This window comes from Streptomyces shenzhenensis (assembly GCF_003688995.1).
In the GTDB taxonomy this organism is placed as follows: domain Bacteria; phylum Actinomycetota; class Actinomycetes; order Streptomycetales; family Streptomycetaceae; genus Streptomyces; species Streptomyces shenzhenensis_A.
The window spans coordinates 1-17,570 of the sequence record NZ_PENI01000045.1; the positions used below are offsets into that span (position 1 = coordinate 1).

The following is a 17,570-nucleotide window of genomic DNA, read 5'->3' on the forward strand; positions in this document are numbered from 1 at the left end:
TGGAGGTCCTGGACGCGTCCTTCTCCTTCGACGGCGTGATCGGCGCGTTCGCCATCACCAACGACATCGTGCTGATGGCGCTGGGCCTGGGCATCGGCGCGATGTACGTCCGGTCGCTCACCGTCTATCTGGTCCGCCAGGGCACCCTGGACGACTACGTCTACCTGGAGCACGGCGCCCACTACGCGATCGGCGCGCTCGCCGTGATCCTCATGGTCACCATCCAGTACCAGATCAACGAGGTCATCACCGGTCTGGTCGGCGTCGTCCTGATCGGCGCCTCCTTCTGGTCCTCCGTCCGCCGCAACCGCGCCCTTGCCGCGGCCGAGGGCGACGCCGGGGCGGACGAGAAGACCGAGGTCCCGTCCGGGACTTGACGGACCCGCGTCGTCACCGGTCGGCGAGCAGCCCGGCGTCATGTGCGAGGACGGCGGCCTGGACGCGGTTGGCGCAGCCGGTGCGGGTGAGGATCCGGCTGATGTGTGCCTTGACCGTGCCGGTGCTCAGATACAGCCGTTCGGCGATCTCCGCGTTGGACAGCCCCGTGCCCAGCAGCCGCAGGACGTCCCGTTCGGCCGGCGTCAGCTCTTCGATCCTGCGCAGAGCGGCCTCGGTCTCGCGGCCGGACCGCACCTGCCCTTCCATCAGCCGCCGGGTGATCCGGGGCGCCAGCACGGGTTCGCCCTGCGCGGCAAGTTGCACGGCGCGTATCAGCTCGGCGGGACCGGTGTCCTTGAGCAGGAATCCGCTCGCCCCGGCCCGCAGGGCGCGCGTCACGCCGGCCTCCTCGCCGAACGCCGTCAGCATCACCACCCGGGTGTGCGGCGAGAGACGGGCGATGTCCTCGGCGGCGGCGATTCCGTCGGTGTCCGGCATCTGGATGTCGAGCAGGGCGACGTCGATGTCCTGGGCGCGGCATGCGGCGGCGGCCTCCCGGCCGTCGCCCGCCTCGGCGACCACGGCGATGTCCTCGGCGTTCTCCAGGATCAGCCGGATTCCCGCGCGCATCAGCGCCTCGTCGTCGGCGATCAGGACTCGGATCATCAACTCATCTTAGAGGTCATCTCATTGGTGAGTCGGCGGTGGCAGATGAGGATACGAGCGATGCTGGTGGCCTGGCAGTCGTGGAGGTCGGCCACTCTCGTGCTGTCCGCAATGGACTGATCAGCGCAGGTCGAGCACAGCCTTCCCGAGGATGCCGTTCTCGACGGCCTCGTGTGCGGCCGCGACGTCGTCGAGGCTGAAGGAGTGCACTGGCAACGGCGTGAGGGCGCCCTCGCGCAGGGCTGCGGTGATCTCGGCGGCGGCGCGCAGCAGCGCGTCCCGCGGTTCGGTGAGGAACAGCGCGAATCGCAGCACCAGGTTGGACCACATGAGCCGGAAGACCGGCAGGGCCGGGTCGTCGGGCTGTGCTGCGTAGGTCACGATGGTTGCTCCCGGGCCGGCGACGGCCAAGTCCAATTCAGCATTGTCATTCAGCGAGACCTCGATGATCCGGTCGACAGGCCCGGCTCCGTCGAGGATCTGCTGCGCGGCGTCGGCGTCGCGGTAGTTCACCACGAGGTCTGCACCCGCGGCCCTGGCCAACTTGGCCTTCTCCGGTCCGCTGACCGTCGTCACGATCCGCGCGCCCGCAACCCGGCCGAGCTCGATCGCGTAGTGCCCGACGGCGCCCGCACCAGCCGCGACGAGTACTGTGCGGTCGCGGGGCGATCCGTCGGCGTGCAGGCACCAGTGCGCGGTCATCGCCGGTATGCCCAGGCACGCGCCGAGCTCGTCGGAGATCCCGTCCGGCAGCACAACGGCCTGCTCGGACGGCACTACGGTCCACTCCGCCGCGGTCCCCCACGGATGGCCGGCGCCGGCCATCCAGATCCACACGCGTTCACCGACCCGGCTCGGGTCGACGCCCGCGCCGACCGCGTCGATCGTGCCTGTGCCGTCCTGATGCGGGATGCGGCCGGTGTGCTCGCCGACGCGCTGGAAGTCCTGCGGCGTGGAGTTCAGCCGCATGAACATGTCGCCCGGGTTGATCGCAGAGAGAGCGACGCGGACACGGACCTGGCCCGGGCCGGGCTCGGGGCGCTCGAGGTCGAGCACCCGCAGCACGCTTTTCGCGGGACCGGGCGTGTCGTAGAAGGCTGCCCTCATTGCTTCATCTCTCCTCTTGGTTGTGGCGCGATCCATGGCACCGGCCAGGGACCGTGAACGTCACCACGGCGGGATCCAGTACCGCGTCGTGGTCTGATTCCTTGGCCGCGCGAACGCCGCCTCGCGAACGGTCAGCCGAGACGGCTCGCAACGTGCCGCGGACCACCGGCAGGTTCGATCGCGTTCGTCCCGCGCTGTGGCCGGCGGCTGGGCCTATCGGCCGTTTGTACGTCGGCGAGTTGTTCGCCGAGTCGTGGGTCACCTCGCCGGCCGCGGGCTCACTGGGACGCAAGGACTCTCGCTCTACAGGCCGGCAGCGAGGCTTCGCATGACCGATTCCAGATCACGCTCGCCCTCCGGGGTCTGCGCACCGTGCTCCAGAGCCCCCGTCATGAGTCGTGCCGGCAGGTCCCCGCTCACCAGCTCGGCCCATGCGTCGTTCTCCGCTCGCAGGCCGTCGGCCAGGTCCACCGGAGGGACCAGCTGCTTGGCGGCGGCGATGAGCTCCGGGGAGAGCGCGGCGATCTTCTCCGCCACCCCGTCGACGAACGCGTCCAGCTCGGCCGCGGGTACCGCACGGTTGATCCACCCGTAGGCGGCCGCGGTGTCCGCATCCACCAGGTCACCGGTGAGCAGCAGTTCCAGCGCCCGGTTGCGCCCGACCCGCTCGCGCAGGTACTGCGTGCCTCCGCCGCCCGGCACGATGCCCATCAGCACCTCGGTCTGGCCGATGCCCGCGGTCTCCCGCGCGGCGAAGGTCATGTCGGCCGCCGCGATGAACTCGGCGCCTCCAGCTCGCGCCTTGCCCGCCAGTTCGACGATCGTCACCTGTGGCTGGTGGCGCAGCAGCTCGCCGACCCCCTGGAAGAGGTTGGCGTCCGGGTTGCGGTCCGCGATCTCCTGCAGCTCGTCCAGCTCGTCCAGGATGTGGATGTCGACGTGCGCGATGAAGAACTCGGGGTTGGCGCTGGAGAACACGATGACGCGGACCGAACGGTCGTCCCGCATTTTCCCGAGGACGTCGTGCAGTTCGCGGATCAGGGTTCCGCTGAGCACGTTGACAGGGGGATTGTCCAGGGTGATCCGCGCGACTCCGGCATCGACGGCGGCGCGGAGTGTCGTGTACTGGTCCAGGTTCATGAGTGTTCCCAGGTTTGCGGTGAGCTAGTAGGTTTGCACTGCATACCAACCCTGGGCTCTGCGCCCTGAACGGTCAATAACGCACTTTTCGACAACCAAGGATCTTGATGGATACCAGCCCCTCGCCCCTGCCGCCCCGCGGCACTCCGCGGTTCGGTGCCGAGTGCCCGAGCCGGCCCATCCTCGATCAGATCGCCGACAAATGGTCGATGATGGTCATGGCGGTCCTGGAGCAACCGACGCGGTTCAACGAGATCAAGCGACAGTTGGAGGGCGTCACACAGCGGGTACTGACCCAGACGCTGCGGAGACTCGAACGCAATGGCATGATCCGGCGCCGGGTGCTCGAGACCTCTCCGCTCGGCGTGGAGTACTCCCTCACACCTCTCGGCGAGTCGTTCCGCGGCCCTTTCACGCGCCTGCATGAATGGACGATCGAGCACAGCGACGAGGTTCTGTCGGCGCAGCACGAATACGACGCACGGTCACCGGCACAGTAGCCGCCCCACCAACCCCCTCGACGGCCTGAGCGCACGGCGGAGCACTTCCTGGCCTTCACCAGCATCGCTCGTGTCCTCATCCGCTACCGCCGACTCACCAGATGAAATCACCTCTTAGGGCCGCTGCCGCCAGCAGTATGACGAGGAAGGCGACCGTCGGCAGGACCACGAGCAGCGCCAGACAGCCCGAGCCCAGGACGCGCGGCCAGGTCAGGATCTCGTCCGGCAACGGGGCACGGGTGCCCTTCTGTTCGGTGCCGCCGGGCTGAAAGCGCGCTGTGTCCACCGGGGTTACGGCGGAGGTCCGAGGGTGCGCGGCGGATTCCGGGGCCCTGTTGCCGTGCGCGGGCAGCCAAGCCGCCATGCGGAAACCGCCGTTGGGCACGGCGCCCGCCTCGAACGTGCCGCCGAGCAACGAGATCCGCTCCTGGCAGCCGACGAGACCGCTGCGGTTTCCTCCGCGGGACGGGGCCGCCACGGGCGGCGCCTCGTTGGTGACGGACACCTCGATCCACTGGTCCGTGCCGCTCACCGCCACCCGGGTGGGCGCGCCGGACGCGTGTTTCAGCACGTTCGTCAGCCCTTCGCGGACCACCCGGTGGAGCGCCTGTCGGGTACGGAGCCCCGCCTCGACCGTGTCGGGAACGGTCCAGTCCAGCGCGACGGTGCTGCCGGTCTGCTGGGATTCCTTCACCAGAGCGCTGATGTCGTCACGCGTTCCCCGTTCGTCCCCGGTCCTGTCCGTCGGTTCGGTCAGGTCCTCGCGCCGCAGGACGCCGAGGATTTCGCGTAGTTCCTCCATCGCCGTACCGGCGGTGGTACGCAGCAACTCCGTCTGTCCGACGAGAGCGGGTGCCTGCCGCGCGGCGGCGAGTTCAAGCGCCCCCGAGTGCACCGAGATCAGGCTCAGCCGGTGGCCCAGGAGATCGTGCATCTCCCCCGCGATCCGGGTCCGTTCCTCCATCCGGGCCGCCACGGCGGTCAGCATGCGGGCCTGCTCCAGATAGGCGTTGCGTTCCCGGAGCAGGTTGACCAGCCGCCGTCGCCGGCCCAGCAGGGTCCCGGCCAGGGCCGGCAGCAGCAGGAGCAGCACCGCGGAGACCGCGTTGTCGGCCAGTTCCCCCGGCAGGGCCTCGGGCCGGACCAGGCCACTGGCGACGGTCAGGGCACCGACGAGGGCGCAGGCCACCCCGACGACCCGCCAGGCGCGCCGCGGTGGAGCGATACGACGGGTCGCGGACAGCACGATCAGCGGCGCCACCGCCAGCGTCCAGACGTTGTCGCCCACGACCAGCATGGAGGCCCCGAGGACCGTGGCGACCGGCCGGGCGCGCCGAACGGGGACGAGCAGCGCCGCCCACACCCCTTCCACCACCGCCCACACCAGCCGGTCCGGGGGCGCCAGCAGCAGCGGCAGCAGTCCGAAGGCCGCCGCCAGGGCGAAGAGCAGTGCCTCGACGACGACCGTACGGCGCTTGGCGGCACGCAGCGCGGTCCAACTCTCGGCCGCCGCACGGCGCATCCGCCCAGGCCCGGCTGTCAGCGTGTGCCTCAACCGTTTCCCTCGGGACAACGGCTGTGTGTCCTCGCGGACCTGACTCATCATCACTCCTGCCCCGCCGCCGGCCTCCCGGGGGTAACGGTAACGGCGCCGGCGGTCGCCGCAGGGCGGGCCCCGGGGGTCATGCGCCGAGCCGGCGGTTCAGCTCAGCCCGCAACGCGGCCACGTCCACCTGGTCGGCGGTCGGCAGCCGTACGACGCCATCAGCCCCGGCGGCCGTATCCGTCACCGACTCGTCGAGCAGCGCGGACAGCAGGTGGACCGTACCGACCGTGGGCGAACCGTGCTGAGCGGCGGACAGCCGCGCCACCGCCATGATCCGGTCGGCGGCGGCGGACGGGAGCACTTCGGTGCTCCCGGAGACGACAGCGGGTTCGGGTGCCACAGCCGAAGCGACCAGGGAAACCTGCCGCACGCCGTGTCGGCGCATCAGGTCCGCGGCGGAGTTGACGTCCGCCAGACTCGTCGGAAGCGAGCGCCCCGCGACGAACAGGGCCCGGTCCAGGGCCGGTATCCCCAGCAGCAGGTCCACCGGCTCGACCGTGACACGTCCGCACCGTACGGCCTGCCGCATGGCCTCGACGGTCACCGTGAACAGAACGGGTGAGCCGTTCAGGGTGCTCTGGGAGGTCCACGAAGTCAGCGCGCGCGTCAGGCGGTTACCGCTCCTGCCCAGCGTTCCGGCCCGCCTGAGAAGGGTGACGCCGCGGGATTCCGGTCCCTCGGTCTCTGCCACGTCCAGGCGATCGAGCGCGGTTGCCGCGGCGGCCGTGTCCAGCCTCTGCAGCAGCAGGGCTTCCCGCGCCCTGGTGTCCGGCAGGTCCAACAGGGCACGGGCCACATGCCGGCAGCGAACCGAGATCGTCCCGTCGGCGCGGGCCGACCCGAGCGCGAGCAGCAGGCACGCGCGCAACGCCCCGGTCATCGCGGGCAGTTCCGGGCCGCTCTCCGCGGCGGATTTGCGGGATACGAGACCGAAGCGCCAGCGTGCCTCGCGCCAGGCGGCCTCGACCTCCCTCTCGTCGGCCGCACGGTGGGCCTTCTCATCGCTGCCGGCCGTGACCGGCGCACCGTCCACCTCGTCGTCGCTCACCCAACCGCGGCCCGCCCAGCCGGAGATCAGGCCGCTGAGCGAACCGGCCTTCCGCATCCCCGGGGCGATCGCCGCACCCGCCTCCGTGTCTCCCATCACCAGTTCCCCCAGCAGGGTGTCCGTCCCCACCACCGGTACCTCGCGCCTGACCGCACGACGCAGTGTCTCCACGAGCAGGTCCATGACGTCGGGCTCGAACTCCGTGGTCGCCCCGACCAGGTCCGTTCCGTCGGCATGTGCACCGGTCGTTGCTGGCTGACCCATCGACATTCCCCTCACAGCGCGGTGGCCTGGCGAGAACAACGCTAGGCCGACCCCCGCGGCAGCACATCGGCCGACCGGCCAGGCCCTCGGTCCGATCGGCCGGTCAGGCTGTCAGTCTTCCGCGCGGTGGGTGACCGGTGCGTCGGTGCGGTCGCCCGGGAACTCGTACCACCGGCGCTGCAGGCAGACGTACTCCTTGTCGGCTCTGACCAGGTGCATGAAACCCGACACGGTCTCGGCGAGGCGCTCCTGTGCCCCGGAGTGCGCCAGCCGGCCATCGTCGGTGAAGCCCTCATGGGCCCTGGGGAGGCTGAACATGTCCGGATACACACGGGTTCCGAGGTGTTCCAGCGGGACCCGCAGCGCCCACAGCCCCCGGTTGCCGCCGACCATCGAAGGCGAGGCCGAGACGAGCAGCGCGTGCTTGGTCTTGAACGGCTGCGGCTGGACGCGGGAGACCCAGTCGATCGCGTTCTTGAGCACGCCCGGGACGGACGCGTTGTACTCGGGAGAGGAGATGACGAACGCGTCGCAGCGTTCGATCCTGCCGCGCAGGGTCAACGCCCCGGGTGGCACCCCCTGAGCGGCCTCGATGTCACCGTCGTACAGGGGCATGTCGAAGTCGTGCATCTGGGCGAGGTCGACCACGCCGCCGGCCTCGACCACCAGCCCGGCCGTGAGGGCGGCGAGGCGGGCGTTGGTGGATTCGGCGCGCAGCGCGGCACCGAAGACGAGCACCCGCACGGGCGGGAGCATGGGATGAGCGTCCGGCGTCATGCTGCGTCCCCTTTCCACCATGTGTGGGCTGGAGGCCGGGTGGCGTGACAAGGACCCCTTCATTCTACTTTCTTCACCAAACGGACAGAGCGGACAAAGCGGGGGGGGGTCACCCCTGCCCGTCTACCGAGCCATTGCATTGACCTTGTCGTCCGCCACGCCGGTTAGTTAGAGGTTATCGCGAACGCGATTGACACTCAGCCCCGTCGAGTTATACCTTCTAACCAACGCGAACGAATGTTACCGAGCGCCGAACGCAGTGGAGGTCGTCATGAACACCGAAGGAGCCGTCGAGGTCGTCCTGCCGGGCAAGGTGGAGCCGGACGGGCTGCAGATCCGGCACGGAGCGGTCCCGGTCCCCGGCCCGGGGCAGGTGCTGATCCGGATGGAAGCGACCGGGGTCTCCTTCGCCGAGCAGCAGATGCGCCGGGGCAAGTACTACGACCAGCCCCCGTTCCCCTTCGTGCCCGGCTACGACCTGGTCGGCACCGTGGCGGCGGCCGGCGACGGCGTGGACCCGCGGCTGCCCGGCACCCGGGTGGCGGCGCTGGTCAAGGTGGGCGGCTGGGCCAGCCATGTGCTCGTCGACGCGGCCGACGCGGTGCCGGTGCCCGACGGCATCGGCGCGGCCGAGGCGGAGACCCTGGTGGTCAACGGGATCACCGCCTGGCAGATGCTGCACCGCAAGGCCCGCGTCCGCACCGGACAGACCGTCCTGGTGCTCGGCGCCAACGGCGGTGTCGGCTCGGTCCTGGTCCAGCTCGCCCACGCCGCGGGCGTACGGGTGATCGGCACGGCCTCCGTACGCCATCACGACGCCCTGCGCGCACTCGGCGTCACCCCCGTCGACTACCGCGCCGGCGATGTCGCCGCACGCGTCCGCGCCCTCGCCCCCGGCGGCGTGGACGCCGTCTTCGACCACGTCGGCGGCAGCGGCATCGTCGACTCCTGGCGGCTCCTCGCGCCCGGCGGCACGCTCGTCTCCTACGGCACCGCCGCCACCCGCGACGACGCGGGCTCCAAGCAGCTGCCGGTGCTCAAGCTGCTCGGCCGGGTATGGCTGTGGAACACGCTGCCCAACCGCCGCCGCGCCTACTTCTTCAACCTCTGGGCCGGCCGCGCCCTGGCCAAGGGCCGTTTCCGGGCCCGGCTGCGCGCCGACCTCACCGAGGTCTTCGCCGCCCTGCGACGCGGCGACATCACCCCGCAGATCGCGGCCGAACTCCCGCTCACCCGCGTCGCCGACGCCCTGCGGCTGGCCGAGTCAGGCACGGTCGCCGGAAAGGTCATCCTCACCCCGTGAGCCCCGCACCTGTCCGACGGGGCAGGTCCACCCGAACCCCTGAGAGGAACGCCATGTCCAGCACTCCCCCGTACACGTCGTCCGAGCAGGACTCCCACCAGCAGTCCCCGGGCACCGGTTCACCGGCGGCCCGCCCCCGGACCGGTATGCGCGCCGCCGCGCTCACGGTCGCACTCGCCGCCGTCGGCGCCCTCGGCGCCACCGCACCGACCGCGCAGGCCGCGCAGGCCGCGCCCGCCCAGACCCGGGCCGCCCAGGCCGGTTCCGCCGCTGCATGCCGAGGGCAGGGTGTCGACCCCGACGCCGTCATCCGCTACGCGTCCGACATCGTGATCCACGCACCGCTGCGCACGGTCTGGAAGCTGCAGACGGATGTGGAGCGCTGGCCGGCCTGGCAGGCTCCCGTCCTCACCATGGAACGCCTCGGCCCCGGCCCCCTGCGGCCGGGTGCACAGTTCCGCTGGACGACGCCGGCGCCCGCCACTCCGACGACCCCCGCCACCACGCTCCACATCACCTCCACCGTCCGGCAGATCCAGCCGAACTCCTGTATCCGGTGGACCGGTCCCGCGGTCGGCGCGGGACTGCGCATCGACGAGGGGGTGCACGTCTGGACCTTCACCCAGGTCAAGGGCGGTGTCCGCGTGCACACCGAGGAGACCTGGACCGGCGACCAGGTCGAGGCGGACGTGCCCACCGCGACCGAGGCCCTGGGCAGGGGACTCGAACAGTGGCTGAGCGACCTGAAGACCACCGCCGAGGCATCCTCCTGCCGCTGAGCGTCGCGCCTCCCGCCCTCCTCCGCCCGCATACGCGGAGGGCGACCGCATGGCCCGAGCGGAGCCGGTCGGGTCGGCGGCGGCCGGGCGGGATCAGCCGTTCTCGGCTTGCCGCGCCACACTCTCCAGTCTGCGCCTGTGCTCCTCCCACCATGCCTGATCTCCTGGCGGCAGACTGTCGTTGCCTTTCAGGAACCCGACGTTCCCGTCGATGAGTTCTCGCACGATGTCGGCATGGCCGGCGTGCCGCTGGGTATCGGAGATCACGCGCACCAGGATGTGGTGCAGCGTCACCTCGCGTCGCTCCTCCGGCCACCACGGGACGTGCCCGATCGCGTCGAGCGTCAGCGCTGCGAACGTGCCGTCGGCGTGCTCCCAAGCCTGCTGATACAGCCCCACGATCTCCTCGCGCGACTCGTCTGCCGTGGCCCACATGTCGGAGTTGGGTTCCGCGTCCTCCGTGTACCACCAGGGCGGCGGCTCCCCGTCGAAGAACGGCCGCCCGAACGTGTCGCCGAAGTAGCCCAGTTCCACCCCGGCGACATGTTTGACCAGCCCCAACAGGTTGGTCCCCGTGGGGGTCAACGGGCGGCGGATGTCGTACTCCGAGAGGCCATCGAGCTTCCACAGCAGGGTGTCACGCGCGTCCTGCAGATATCGGAGGAGATCCCCTTCGGGGTTCGGTTCGGTCATGCCGGGCAGTCTTCCACCCGGCACTGACAACGGGCTCTGCGGAGAACGGCACCACGCCTCGCGCCCGGTCCGTCACGGGCCGGGGGGCGGCTGCCAGGAGGGCGGGATCACGTCGGCGTCCCGCAGGTCCGACCACAGGCGGCCGGGGACGGGACGCGCGAGCAGGGCGGCCGACTCCTCGATCTCCGCCGGTGAGCGGGCTCCGACGACGACGGCGGTCACGGCGGGGTGGCCGAAAGGGAACTGCAGCGCGGCGGCCAGCGGGGGGACACCGTGGCGTGCGCACACCTCATGGACGGTCCTCACCCGGGCCGTCAGCGCGGGCGGGACGCGCTCGTATCCGTGCGGCGCGCCGGGACCGGGGGCGACGAGCAGTCCGGACTGCAGGACACCGGCGGCCAGCACCGCCACGCCGCGCTCCTGGCACAGCGGCAGCAGCTCCGTGAGCCCCGACTGGTCGAGAAGGGACCACCGCCCCGCCAGCATCACGCAGTCCGGGCCGGGCGCGGGGGCCTCGCGGAGAAAGCGCACCGCGACGTCGGCGTGGTTCACACCGAGGGAGACGGCCCGGACGACACCGGCGCGGCGCAGGTCGTCGAGCGCGCGGTAGGCGTCGCCGACGGAGCGCGGGAAGTCCTGTTCGGGATCGTGGATGTGCAGCACGTCGACGCTGTTCAGACCCAGCCGGTCCAGGCTCCCCTCCAGCGATCGCATGACTCCGGCACAGGAGTAGTCCAGGCGCGCTCCGCGGCCCGGGGGCGGGTCGGCCCAGATCGGCTGGGTGTCCGGACCGCCCGGTTCGACGAGCCGCCCCACCTTGGTGCACAGCACATAGGCGTCCCGCGGCTCGTCGCGCAGGGCGGTGCCGGTGCGGGTCTCGGAAAGCCCGTATCCATAGACGGGCGCGGTGTCGAAGAGCCGTATGCCGAGTTCGCGGGCGCGGCGGACGGTCTCCAGAGCCTGTCCCTGCGGCACGGGCCGGAACAGTCCCCCGATGGAGGCCAGCCCGAGGCCGAGCCTGCTGACGGTGAGACCGGTCCGGCCGAGGAGAACCGGGTCGTGTGCACGCATGGCGCTCCTCGCCGATGGACGACGGCCGCGGGGGCGGGCCTTGGGACGGGCCGGTGGACACCGCCGTCACTCGAAGAACTTCAGGCCCCAGCCGGTGTCGGTGTTCGGGCCGGGGACATTGGCCCGGCTGTAGGTGACCCCGCCCCACCAGCAGAAGCTGCCCGTGTACCAGTAGCGGTTCGACCAGGAGTACGGCGTTCCCTTCGCGACCGCGTGGAACATCAGGGGGAACCTGGGCCCGGCGGGCGGGCTGGTGGCGATGTCACCGTCGAGCAGGACGAAACTGTGGTGCCCCGGCCCATCGACATACAGGGTGGGATCCCAACCGGACATCATCGTCGAGGAGTTGGAGCCGAACAGGCAGCCGTTCGACTTGTACCAGTCCCACACGTAGGTCGGGTCGCCGCCGGACCGCAGCCGCAGGTCGGCCAGGCAGTACCGGTCGCTCCAACTGCCGTTGGCGGAGTACACGATGTGCAGCTGGCCGTTGGGGTCCTTGATGGCTTCCGGCCCCTCGTTGATGTACGGGTTGCCGACCACCCGCTCCCAGCTCTCCCGTGGCTGCGAGATGATGTACCGCGCACCGGTCGGCGTGGTCGGGCTGCTCATCCGGGCGATGTAGAGGTTCTGCTCGACATTCGTGTCGCCGGCCCATCCCGACCAGACGAACCAGCGCTGCCCGGAGAAGGTGAACATGGTCCCGTCGATGGCCCACTTGTCCCCCGGCAGGGCGAGCTGCGTCTCGGCGGTGTACCCGCTGTCCGGTGCGGCGGAACTGATGACGAACATACGGTGGTTCGCTCCGACGCCGGCCGTGAAGTAGATGTAGTAGCGGCCGCCGTCCCGCACCAGTTCCGGGGCCCAGACCTCACCACGGCCCTGGGTGTCCGACCAGACCTGCCGGGCGGGCGCCGAACCGAGCGCGTCCGTCGACGCGGCCTGGCGGACCGCGATGCCGCCGCCGGTCGACTGCACGGAGATATAGGTGCTCCCGACACGGATCACACTCGGGTCCGCGGCCCGCAGAGTCGTCTGGCCCGCCTGGGCGGACCCGCCGGAGGTCAGGGTGACCGCGGCGGCCAGGACCACGGACAGGGCGAAGGTGACGGCACCGTACAGACCTCGGAGAATCCTCATGGTCACGCTCCATGGTCGGCCTCCGCCCCGACGTCGCGTCGGCGGAGGGACAGCAGACCGGACGGCGTCCGGCCGGGCCGCGTCGGAGGAGGCGGCTGGACTCCCCAGCCGTCGGAACCACCGCTTCCACCGCGTGCGGGTCGGGTCTTTGCATCGATGGAAAGCCGCCCTCGAAGGATCGTGAATCAGTTCTGCTCATGTCAACACCACGAACCGGTCGAACCGCACCCGGGATTGGGGCGGCCGGCCGGCTGAGGGTCACCGTTCCAGCATGCGCATACCGGCTTCGGTGGGGGTGTCGCCGGCGGCCGGAGGCAGACCGGAGAGCTTGGCCAGGACTTCTTCGGTGAGTCGGAGCCGGTGTTCTCCGCCACGCGGGCCACGCGCTTGGCGCCGGGGACGGGGGCGATGTCGTCGCCCTGTGCGAGCAGCCGGGCGAGGGCGACCTGGGCGGGGGTCGCGCCCGCCTCGGCGGCGATGGCCTGGACCTCGTCGGCGATACGCAGGGTGCGCTGGAGGTTCTCGCCGGTGAAGCGCGGGTTGCCGCGGCGGAAGTCGCCTGTGGCGAAGTCGGACTATCGTCGACCGGCGGGCAGGCCGGGTGCGCAAGCGCGGCGCGGACCGGGCGGCGTCTCCGCTCGGCCGCGGTCGGCGCCCTCGATGACGCCGTACCGACCGCCCGGAGTACGTGCCCGGGCAGGCGCCCGGCCCGAAGGCAGGGGTCCTGGGGCCCACCCATCCGGCTCATATATCGTCATCCGATATCGGGAACCGTAAACTGACCGCGGTGAGGGAGTGGGCCATGGGCAGGGCTTCGACGGCGGCCGTGGTGCCGGACGAGCTGGAGCGGCGGCTGGGCGTGCCGGACGCGGTGCTGATCGGTCTGGGGTCGATGATCGGCGCCGGCATCTTCGCCGCGCTCGCCCCGGCCGCGCACGCCGCGGGCTCGGGTCTGCTGCTGGGGCTGGCCGCGGCGGCCGTGGTGGCGTACTGCAACGCGACCTCCTCGGCACGGCTGGCCGCACGGTATCCGGCCTCGGGCGGCACCTATGTCTACGGGCGCGAGCGGCTGGGCGCGTTCTGGGGGTATCTGGCCGGCTGGGCCTTCGTCGTCGGCAAGACCGCCTCGTGCGCGGCGATGGCGCTCACCGTCGGCGCGTATGTGTGGCCCGGGCAGGCGCACGCCATCGCGGTGGCCGCGGTGGTGGCGCTGACCGCGGTGAACTACGCGGGGGTGCAGAAGTCGGCGTGGCTGACCCGAGTGATCGTCGCGATCGTGCTTGCGGTGCTCGCCGCGGTCGTGGTCGCCGCCCTGACCTCGGGCATCGCGGACACGGCCCGTCTGAGCCCGGGCGCGGACGCGTCCTTCGGCGGGGTGCTTCAGGCGGGCGGCCTGCTGTTCTTCGCCTTCGCCGGCTACGCGCGGATCGCCACGCTGGGCGAGGAGGTGCGGGATCCGGCACGGACGATCCCGCGCGCCATTCCGCTCGCGCTGGGCATCACGCTCGTCGTGTACGCCCTGGTGGCCGTCTCCGTCCTGACGGTGCTCGGCCCGGACCGTCTGGCCGGTGCTGCCGCGCCGCTGTCGGAGGCGGTACGGGCGGCCGGCGCCGACTGGCTGGCGCCCGTGGTCCGGGTGGGCGCGGCGGTGGCGGCGCTCGGCTCGCTGCTCGCGCTCATCCTCGGCGTCTCGCGCACCACCCTGGCCATGGCCCGCGACCGGCAGCTGCCGCACGTCCTGTCCGCCGTGCACCCCCGGTTCAAGGTGCCGCACCGGGCCGAGTTGCTGGTCGGCGGCGTCGTGGCCGTCCTTGCGGCGGTGACGGACGTGCGCGGGGCGATCGGGTTCTCGTCCTTCGGGGTGCTGGTCTACTACGCCGTGGCCAATGCCTCCGCCTGGACGCTCACCCCGCAGGAGGGCCGCCCGGCCCGGATCGTCCCCGTCGTCGGTCTGGCCGGATGCCTGATCCTGGCCTTCGCCCTGCCCCTCGACTCGGTGATCCCGGGAGCCGCGGTCCTGGTCGTCGGAGCCGCGGCCTACGGCATCCGCCGCATGCTTACCGACCGATCAACTGCCTGACCGTCGCCTGCGGACCCTACGGGGCGTCGTCGCCGAGGACTTCGCGGGCCAGCTCCCGAAGCGCCCGCCGGTCCGCGTCCAGCGCCCGCTTCCCGGCCTCCGTCGCCCGGTAGACCCGCCTCGCACGCCCGTCGACCACGCGCTGCTCGGAGGTGAGCAGCCCGTCGGCCTCCAGCCGGTGCAACGTCGGATACAGCGTGCCCGGGCTGATCTCGTAACCGTGCCGGCCCAGTTCCTCGGTCATCCACGCGCCGTGGATCTCCTCCTCGACCGCGTGGTGCAGGATATGCAACCGCACCGCACCCCGCTGGAACTCCCGCACCTGTTCCCACCTCCACGCCGCCCCGCCCGGCAGTGACGAACCCGATATCGGCTCCCGATCCTACGCCCGCCACGCAGGACCGATCGGCATCGCGCCCACGCACGACACACCGCGAGAGCAAAGCAACACGCCCCGACCCGCCCCGCTTTCGAGGCCCGGCGACCAGGACGTGCTCGGGGCCGGTTCAGTGGGGTTTGGTTTTGAACAGGCTGTTTGCCAGGGGGTCCGGGGTCAGGAAATTTGTCAGGGCCGTGCGGTCCGGTGCGGTGGCGGGGCCGTGGCGGGTGACCGCGTAGGCAGCCGCCGCGTTGGCGCCGCGGGCGGCCGTCAGTGGGTCGTGGCCCTGGCTGAGGAGGGCCAGGAACGAGCCGACATGGGCGTCTCCCGCGCCGTTGCTGTCCACCGCGTCCACCGGGAACCCCGGCACATGCGTCGGTGCCTGGCCGGGCGCCGCCAGCCAGCAGCCGTCCTTGTCGGCCCGTACGAGCACACCCGCGCCCGGGGCCAGCCGCTCCCGCAGTGCCGCCGCCGCGGCCCGCGGATCCTCGTGCCCGGACAGCAGGCGGGCCTCACGGGCGTTGGCGCTGAGCCAGTCCGCACGGGCGAGGACCGGCGCGAGCACGGCCTCGGGGATGTCGGCCACCAGGGGCGCCGGGTCGAAGCAGACGGTGATGTCCGCCGGGAGCCCGGCCGTGAAGCCGGACAGCAGCGGGCCGTTGCCCGGGAGCACCAGCCCGTAGCCGGAGAGTTGCACCAGATCGCCGGGGCGCAGCCGTGCGGCGACCGTGTCGACGTCGGACCGCGTCAGCGTGGCCTCGACCCCGAAGCTGGTGACGAAGGTACGTTCACCACCGCCGTCGATCAGCGCCACGGTGAAGCCGGTGTCGCCGTCCGTACGGACCGGCAGCAGCGTTTCGACGCGTTCGGCGGCAAGCGCTTCGCGTACGAGATCGCCGTACGGCCCCGTGCCGTGCAGCCCGGCGAAGACCGCTTCCGTGCCGAGGCGCCGGGCCGCGACCAGGGTGTTGAAACCGCCGCCCGCGGTCGTTTCGGTACGGGTGCCGATGACGTCGCCGCCGCGTTCGGGCAGCGCGGGGATCTCGATCACCAGGTCGGCGATGACGTTCCCGGCGAGGACGAGACGGCCGTTCATCGTCCGGCCTCCTGGAAGGCGGGGGAAGCGGACTCGTCCGCGCTGCCCGTGGCGGCGCCGTTCGGACGGCCGAACAGCGCGTACACCGCGCCGCCGACGGCCATGGAGATCGCCCAGCCGAGGCCGTTCACGCCCAGCCAGCTGCCGGAGAGCGGTCCCTCGAACCAGATGTCGGTCTCGCTCGTCGATGCCTTGGTGAACAGCAGGCCGGCCACGATGGCGGCGGCCCAGCCGATGACGGCGGGCACCCGGAAGCCGCCCGAGTACCAGTACCGGCTGCTGCGGGTGGTGTCCATCAGCGCCTCGGAGTCGTACGTACGCCCACGCAGCGAGTCCACCGCGACCACTCCGATCCAGGCCGAGATGGGGACGGCCAGCAGGGTCAGGAAGGTCGAGAAGGGCCCGTAGAAGTCGTCGGCGATCAGCATGAGGTAGATACCGCCGGCGAACATCAGCACCACGTCGAGGGCGACGGCGGCGGCGCGCGGCACCCGCAGCCCCAGGGTGATCATCGTCAGCCCGGCGGAGTAGGTGGAGAGGTGGTTCGACATCAGCAGCCCGCCGAAGGCCGCGACGAGATAGGGGATCGCCATCCAGGAGGGCAGCATCGCGTTGATGGCGGCGACCGGGTCGGAGGAGGTGGCGAGGGCGGGGTCGCCCGCCGAGAGCAGCGAGCCGAGCGAGATCAGCAGCACGAGCGGGATGCCCGCGCCGAACGCGGAGGCCGCGATCAGCCGACGGCCCGGAATCTCACGGGGCAGATAGCGGGCGTAGTCAGCCCCGGCGTTGGCCCAGCCGATACCGGTGCCCGCGGCGATGAAGCCGATGCCCGCGATGACCCCGCTGGTCGGCCCCGCCGGGATGTCGAGGACCTTGTCCCAGTCGACGGTGGCGACGAGGAAACCCATCACGACCAGGTTGAGGACGCCGAAGACGATCGTGGCCCACTTGTTGATCCACATGATGGTGGCATGGCCGAGTCCGCTGATCAGCAGCGTGCAGCTGATGAACACCAGCAGGCAGACGAGGGTGAGCACGGTGTTCTGGCGGATCCCGAACGCGGTGTCCAGCAGCGCCAGGAGCGCGTAGGCCGCGGTGGTGGTGGTGATCGTCTCCCAGCCGACCCGGCTCAGCCAGGTGATCAGGGTCGGACCCGCGTTGCCGCGCTGTCCGAAGACCGCGCGGGAGAGGGTGAGCGCCGGTGCGCCGCCCTTCTTGCCCGCCAGGCTCAGGGCTCCCACCAGCGCGAACGAGCCGAAGGAGCCGACGATGGCGACGAGTGCCGCCTGCCAGATGTTCAGCCCGCGGAAGGCCACGAGCGTCGCACCGAGCGGGAGCCCGAGGATGCTGATGTTGGCGGCGAACCAGGTCCAGAACATCTGGCCGGCGTGGCCGTGCCGCTCATTGTCGGGGACCGGTTCGATCCCTCGGGTCTCGATGGCACCGACGCGATCGTTCGTCTTCGAAACGGCCATGACGGAACCTCCTTGCTGATGCGGAAGGGCGGGTGACGTGCGGGGGGTGGCGAGAGGGGGGTACGTGAGGG

17 protein-coding genes and 1 pseudogene are annotated in these 17,570 nt (G+C 71.3%); 5 read left to right on the forward strand and 13 right to left on the reverse strand.

What is annotated here, in order from left to right; translation table 11 throughout:
• The coding region (locus CTZ28_RS41320; protein ID WP_121894905.1) for a DUF475 domain-containing protein at positions 1-377 on the forward strand (377 nt) is incomplete at its 5' end.
• Between the two features lie 13 nt (positions 378-390).
• On the opposite strand, the gene CTZ28_RS41325 is transcribed toward CTZ28_RS41320, so the two are convergent.
• From CTZ28_RS41325 to CTZ28_RS41335, 3 genes are all read right to left on the reverse strand, one after another.
• Positions 391-1,044 carry a response regulator gene (locus tag CTZ28_RS41325; RefSeq protein ID WP_121894906.1) on the reverse strand — a complete coding sequence of 218 codons (654 nt, stop codon included), beginning with the start codon at positions 1,042-1,044 and terminating at the stop codon, positions 391-393.
• A gap of 120 nt (positions 1,045-1,164) precedes the next feature.
• The gene (locus CTZ28_RS41330; protein WP_121894907.1) at positions 1,165-2,151 is read right to left on the reverse strand and encodes an NADPH:quinone reductase; all 987 of its coding nucleotides are present in this window, start codon (positions 2,149-2,151) and stop codon (positions 1,165-1,167) included.
• Positions 2,152-2,454: 303 nt separating this feature from the next.
• Entirely contained in the window at positions 2,455-3,291 is an 837-nt protein-coding gene (locus CTZ28_RS41335; RefSeq protein WP_121894908.1) for an enoyl-CoA hydratase/isomerase family protein, read from the reverse strand.
• Between the two features lie 107 nt (positions 3,292-3,398).
• Between CTZ28_RS41335 and CTZ28_RS41340 the strand changes: the two genes are divergently transcribed.
• Positions 3,399-3,791 (forward strand): winged helix-turn-helix transcriptional regulator, encoded by a 393-nt coding sequence (locus CTZ28_RS41340; RefSeq protein ID WP_121894909.1) that lies wholly within the window; start codon positions 3,399-3,401, stop codon positions 3,789-3,791.
• A 94-nt stretch (positions 3,792-3,885) separates the two neighbouring features.
• On the opposite strand, the gene CTZ28_RS41345 is transcribed toward CTZ28_RS41340, so the two are convergent.
• The 3 genes from CTZ28_RS41345 to CTZ28_RS41355 form a co-directional block, all read right to left on the reverse strand.
• Positions 3,886-5,313 (reverse strand): histidine kinase, encoded by a 1,428-nt coding sequence (locus tag CTZ28_RS41345; RefSeq protein WP_121894910.1) that lies wholly within the window; start codon positions 5,311-5,313, stop codon positions 3,886-3,888.
• Between the two features lie 160 nt (positions 5,314-5,473).
• Positions 5,474-6,709 (reverse strand): Clp protease N-terminal domain-containing protein, encoded by a 1,236-nt coding sequence (locus CTZ28_RS41350; protein WP_121894911.1) that lies wholly within the window; start codon positions 6,707-6,709, stop codon positions 5,474-5,476.
• Between the two features lie 111 nt (positions 6,710-6,820).
• Positions 6,821-7,486, reverse strand: coding sequence for an NADPH-dependent FMN reductase (locus CTZ28_RS41355; protein ID WP_121894912.1), 666 nt, complete (start codon positions 7,484-7,486; stop codon positions 6,821-6,823).
• 271 nt (positions 7,487-7,757) lie between these two features.
• On the opposite strand from CTZ28_RS41355, the gene CTZ28_RS41360 reads away from it, so the two are divergent.
• The gene (locus CTZ28_RS41360) at positions 7,758-8,789 is read left to right on the forward strand and encodes a medium chain dehydrogenase/reductase family protein (RefSeq protein ID WP_121894966.1); all 1,032 of its coding nucleotides are present in this window, start codon (positions 7,758-7,760) and stop codon (positions 8,787-8,789) included.
• A gap of 53 nt (positions 8,790-8,842) precedes the next feature.
• The gene (locus CTZ28_RS41365; protein WP_398657793.1) at positions 8,843-9,568 is read left to right on the forward strand and encodes an SRPBCC family protein; all 726 of its coding nucleotides are present in this window, start codon (positions 8,843-8,845) and stop codon (positions 9,566-9,568) included.
• A gap of 93 nt (positions 9,569-9,661) precedes the next feature.
• Here CTZ28_RS41365 and CTZ28_RS41370 read toward each other — a convergent pair whose 3' ends face one another.
• From CTZ28_RS41370 to CTZ28_RS41385, 4 genes and pseudogenes are all read right to left on the reverse strand, one after another.
• A complete protein-coding gene (locus CTZ28_RS41370; RefSeq protein ID WP_121894913.1) occupies positions 9,662-10,261 on the reverse strand; it encodes a DinB family protein in 600 nt (199 codons plus the stop codon).
• 72 nt (positions 10,262-10,333) lie between these two features.
• Positions 10,334-11,332, reverse strand: a complete 999-nt coding sequence (locus tag CTZ28_RS41375) for an aldo/keto reductase (protein WP_121894914.1) — start codon at positions 11,330-11,332, stop codon at positions 10,334-10,336.
• Positions 11,333-11,398: 66 nt separating this feature from the next.
• On the reverse strand, positions 11,399-12,469 hold the full coding sequence (locus CTZ28_RS41380) for a glycoside hydrolase family 43 protein (RefSeq protein WP_121894915.1): 1,071 nt from the start codon (positions 12,467-12,469) through the stop codon (positions 11,399-11,401).
• A gap of 258 nt (positions 12,470-12,727) precedes the next feature.
• Positions 12,728-13,038 (reverse strand): annotated as a pseudogene (locus CTZ28_RS41385) (aldo/keto reductase); the annotation flags it as partial.
• A gap of 233 nt (positions 13,039-13,271) precedes the next feature.
• On the opposite strand from CTZ28_RS41385, the gene CTZ28_RS41390 reads away from it, so the two are divergent.
• On the forward strand, positions 13,272-14,549 hold the full coding sequence (locus CTZ28_RS41390) for an APC family permease (RefSeq protein ID WP_121894916.1): 1,278 nt from the start codon (positions 13,272-13,274) through the stop codon (positions 14,547-14,549).
• A gap of 16 nt (positions 14,550-14,565) precedes the next feature.
• Here the strand turns inward: CTZ28_RS41390 and CTZ28_RS41395 are convergent, their stop codons facing one another.
• From CTZ28_RS41395 to CTZ28_RS41405, 3 genes are all read right to left on the reverse strand, one after another.
• Positions 14,566-14,871 carry an Rv3488 family transcriptional regulator gene (locus tag CTZ28_RS41395; RefSeq protein WP_121894917.1) on the reverse strand — a complete coding sequence of 102 codons (306 nt, stop codon included), beginning with the start codon at positions 14,869-14,871 and terminating at the stop codon, positions 14,566-14,568.
• A 184-nt stretch (positions 14,872-15,055) separates the two neighbouring features.
• A complete protein-coding gene (locus CTZ28_RS41400; RefSeq protein ID WP_121894918.1) occupies positions 15,056-16,024 on the reverse strand; it encodes a PfkB family carbohydrate kinase in 969 nt (322 codons plus the stop codon).
• Complete coding sequence (locus CTZ28_RS41405; RefSeq protein WP_121894919.1) at positions 16,021-17,499, reverse strand: purine-cytosine permease family protein; 1,479 nt, start codon at positions 17,497-17,499, stop codon at positions 16,021-16,023. Before CTZ28_RS41405 ends, CTZ28_RS41400 begins: the two co-directional genes overlap by 4 nt.
• Positions 17,500-17,570: the final 71 nt, after the last annotated feature.

What these genes read in the sequence shown, in the direction of transcription:
- CTZ28_RS41330 (WP_121894907.1), bottom strand. Translation starts at nt 2,151, where the DNA reads ATGAGGGCAGCCTTCTACGACACGCCCGGTCCCGCGAAAAGCGTGCTG.
- CTZ28_RS41365 (WP_398657793.1), top strand. Translation starts at nt 8,843, where the DNA reads ATGTCCAGCACTCCCCCGTACACGTCGTCCGAGCAGGACTCCCACCAG.
- CTZ28_RS41350 (WP_121894911.1), bottom strand. Translation starts at nt 6,709, where the DNA reads ATGGGTCAGCCAGCAACGACCGGTGCACATGCCGACGGAACGGACCTG.
- CTZ28_RS41325 (WP_121894906.1), bottom strand. Translation starts at nt 1,044, where the DNA reads ATGATCCGAGTCCTGATCGCCGACGACGAGGCGCTGATGCGCGCGGGA.
- CTZ28_RS41375 (WP_121894914.1), bottom strand. Translation starts at nt 11,332, where the DNA reads ATGCGTGCACACGACCCGGTTCTCCTCGGCCGGACCGGTCTCACCGTC.
- CTZ28_RS41340 (WP_121894909.1), top strand. Translation starts at nt 3,399, where the DNA reads ATGGATACCAGCCCCTCGCCCCTGCCGCCCCGCGGCACTCCGCGGTTC.
- CTZ28_RS41390 (WP_121894916.1), top strand. Translation starts at nt 13,272, where the DNA reads ATGGGCAGGGCTTCGACGGCGGCCGTGGTGCCGGACGAGCTGGAGCGG.
- CTZ28_RS41400 (WP_121894918.1), bottom strand. Translation starts at nt 16,024, where the DNA reads ATGAACGGCCGTCTCGTCCTCGCCGGGAACGTCATCGCCGACCTGGTG.
- CTZ28_RS41380 (WP_121894915.1), bottom strand. Translation starts at nt 12,469, where the DNA reads ATGAGGATTCTCCGAGGTCTGTACGGTGCCGTCACCTTCGCCCTGTCC.
- CTZ28_RS41370 (WP_121894913.1), bottom strand. Translation starts at nt 10,261, where the DNA reads ATGACCGAACCGAACCCCGAAGGGGATCTCCTCCGATATCTGCAGGAC.
- CTZ28_RS41345 (WP_121894910.1), bottom strand. Translation starts at nt 5,313, where the DNA reads ATGCGCCGTGCGGCGGCCGAGAGTTGGACCGCGCTGCGTGCCGCCAAG.
- CTZ28_RS41405 (WP_121894919.1), bottom strand. Translation starts at nt 17,499, where the DNA reads ATGGCCGTTTCGAAGACGAACGATCGCGTCGGTGCCATCGAGACCCGA.
- CTZ28_RS41360 (WP_121894966.1), top strand. Translation starts at nt 7,758, where the DNA reads ATGAACACCGAAGGAGCCGTCGAGGTCGTCCTGCCGGGCAAGGTGGAG.
- CTZ28_RS41335 (WP_121894908.1), bottom strand. Translation starts at nt 3,291, where the DNA reads ATGAACCTGGACCAGTACACGACACTCCGCGCCGCCGTCGATGCCGGA.
- CTZ28_RS41355 (WP_121894912.1), bottom strand. Translation starts at nt 7,486, where the DNA reads ATGACGCCGGACGCTCATCCCATGCTCCCGCCCGTGCGGGTGCTCGTC.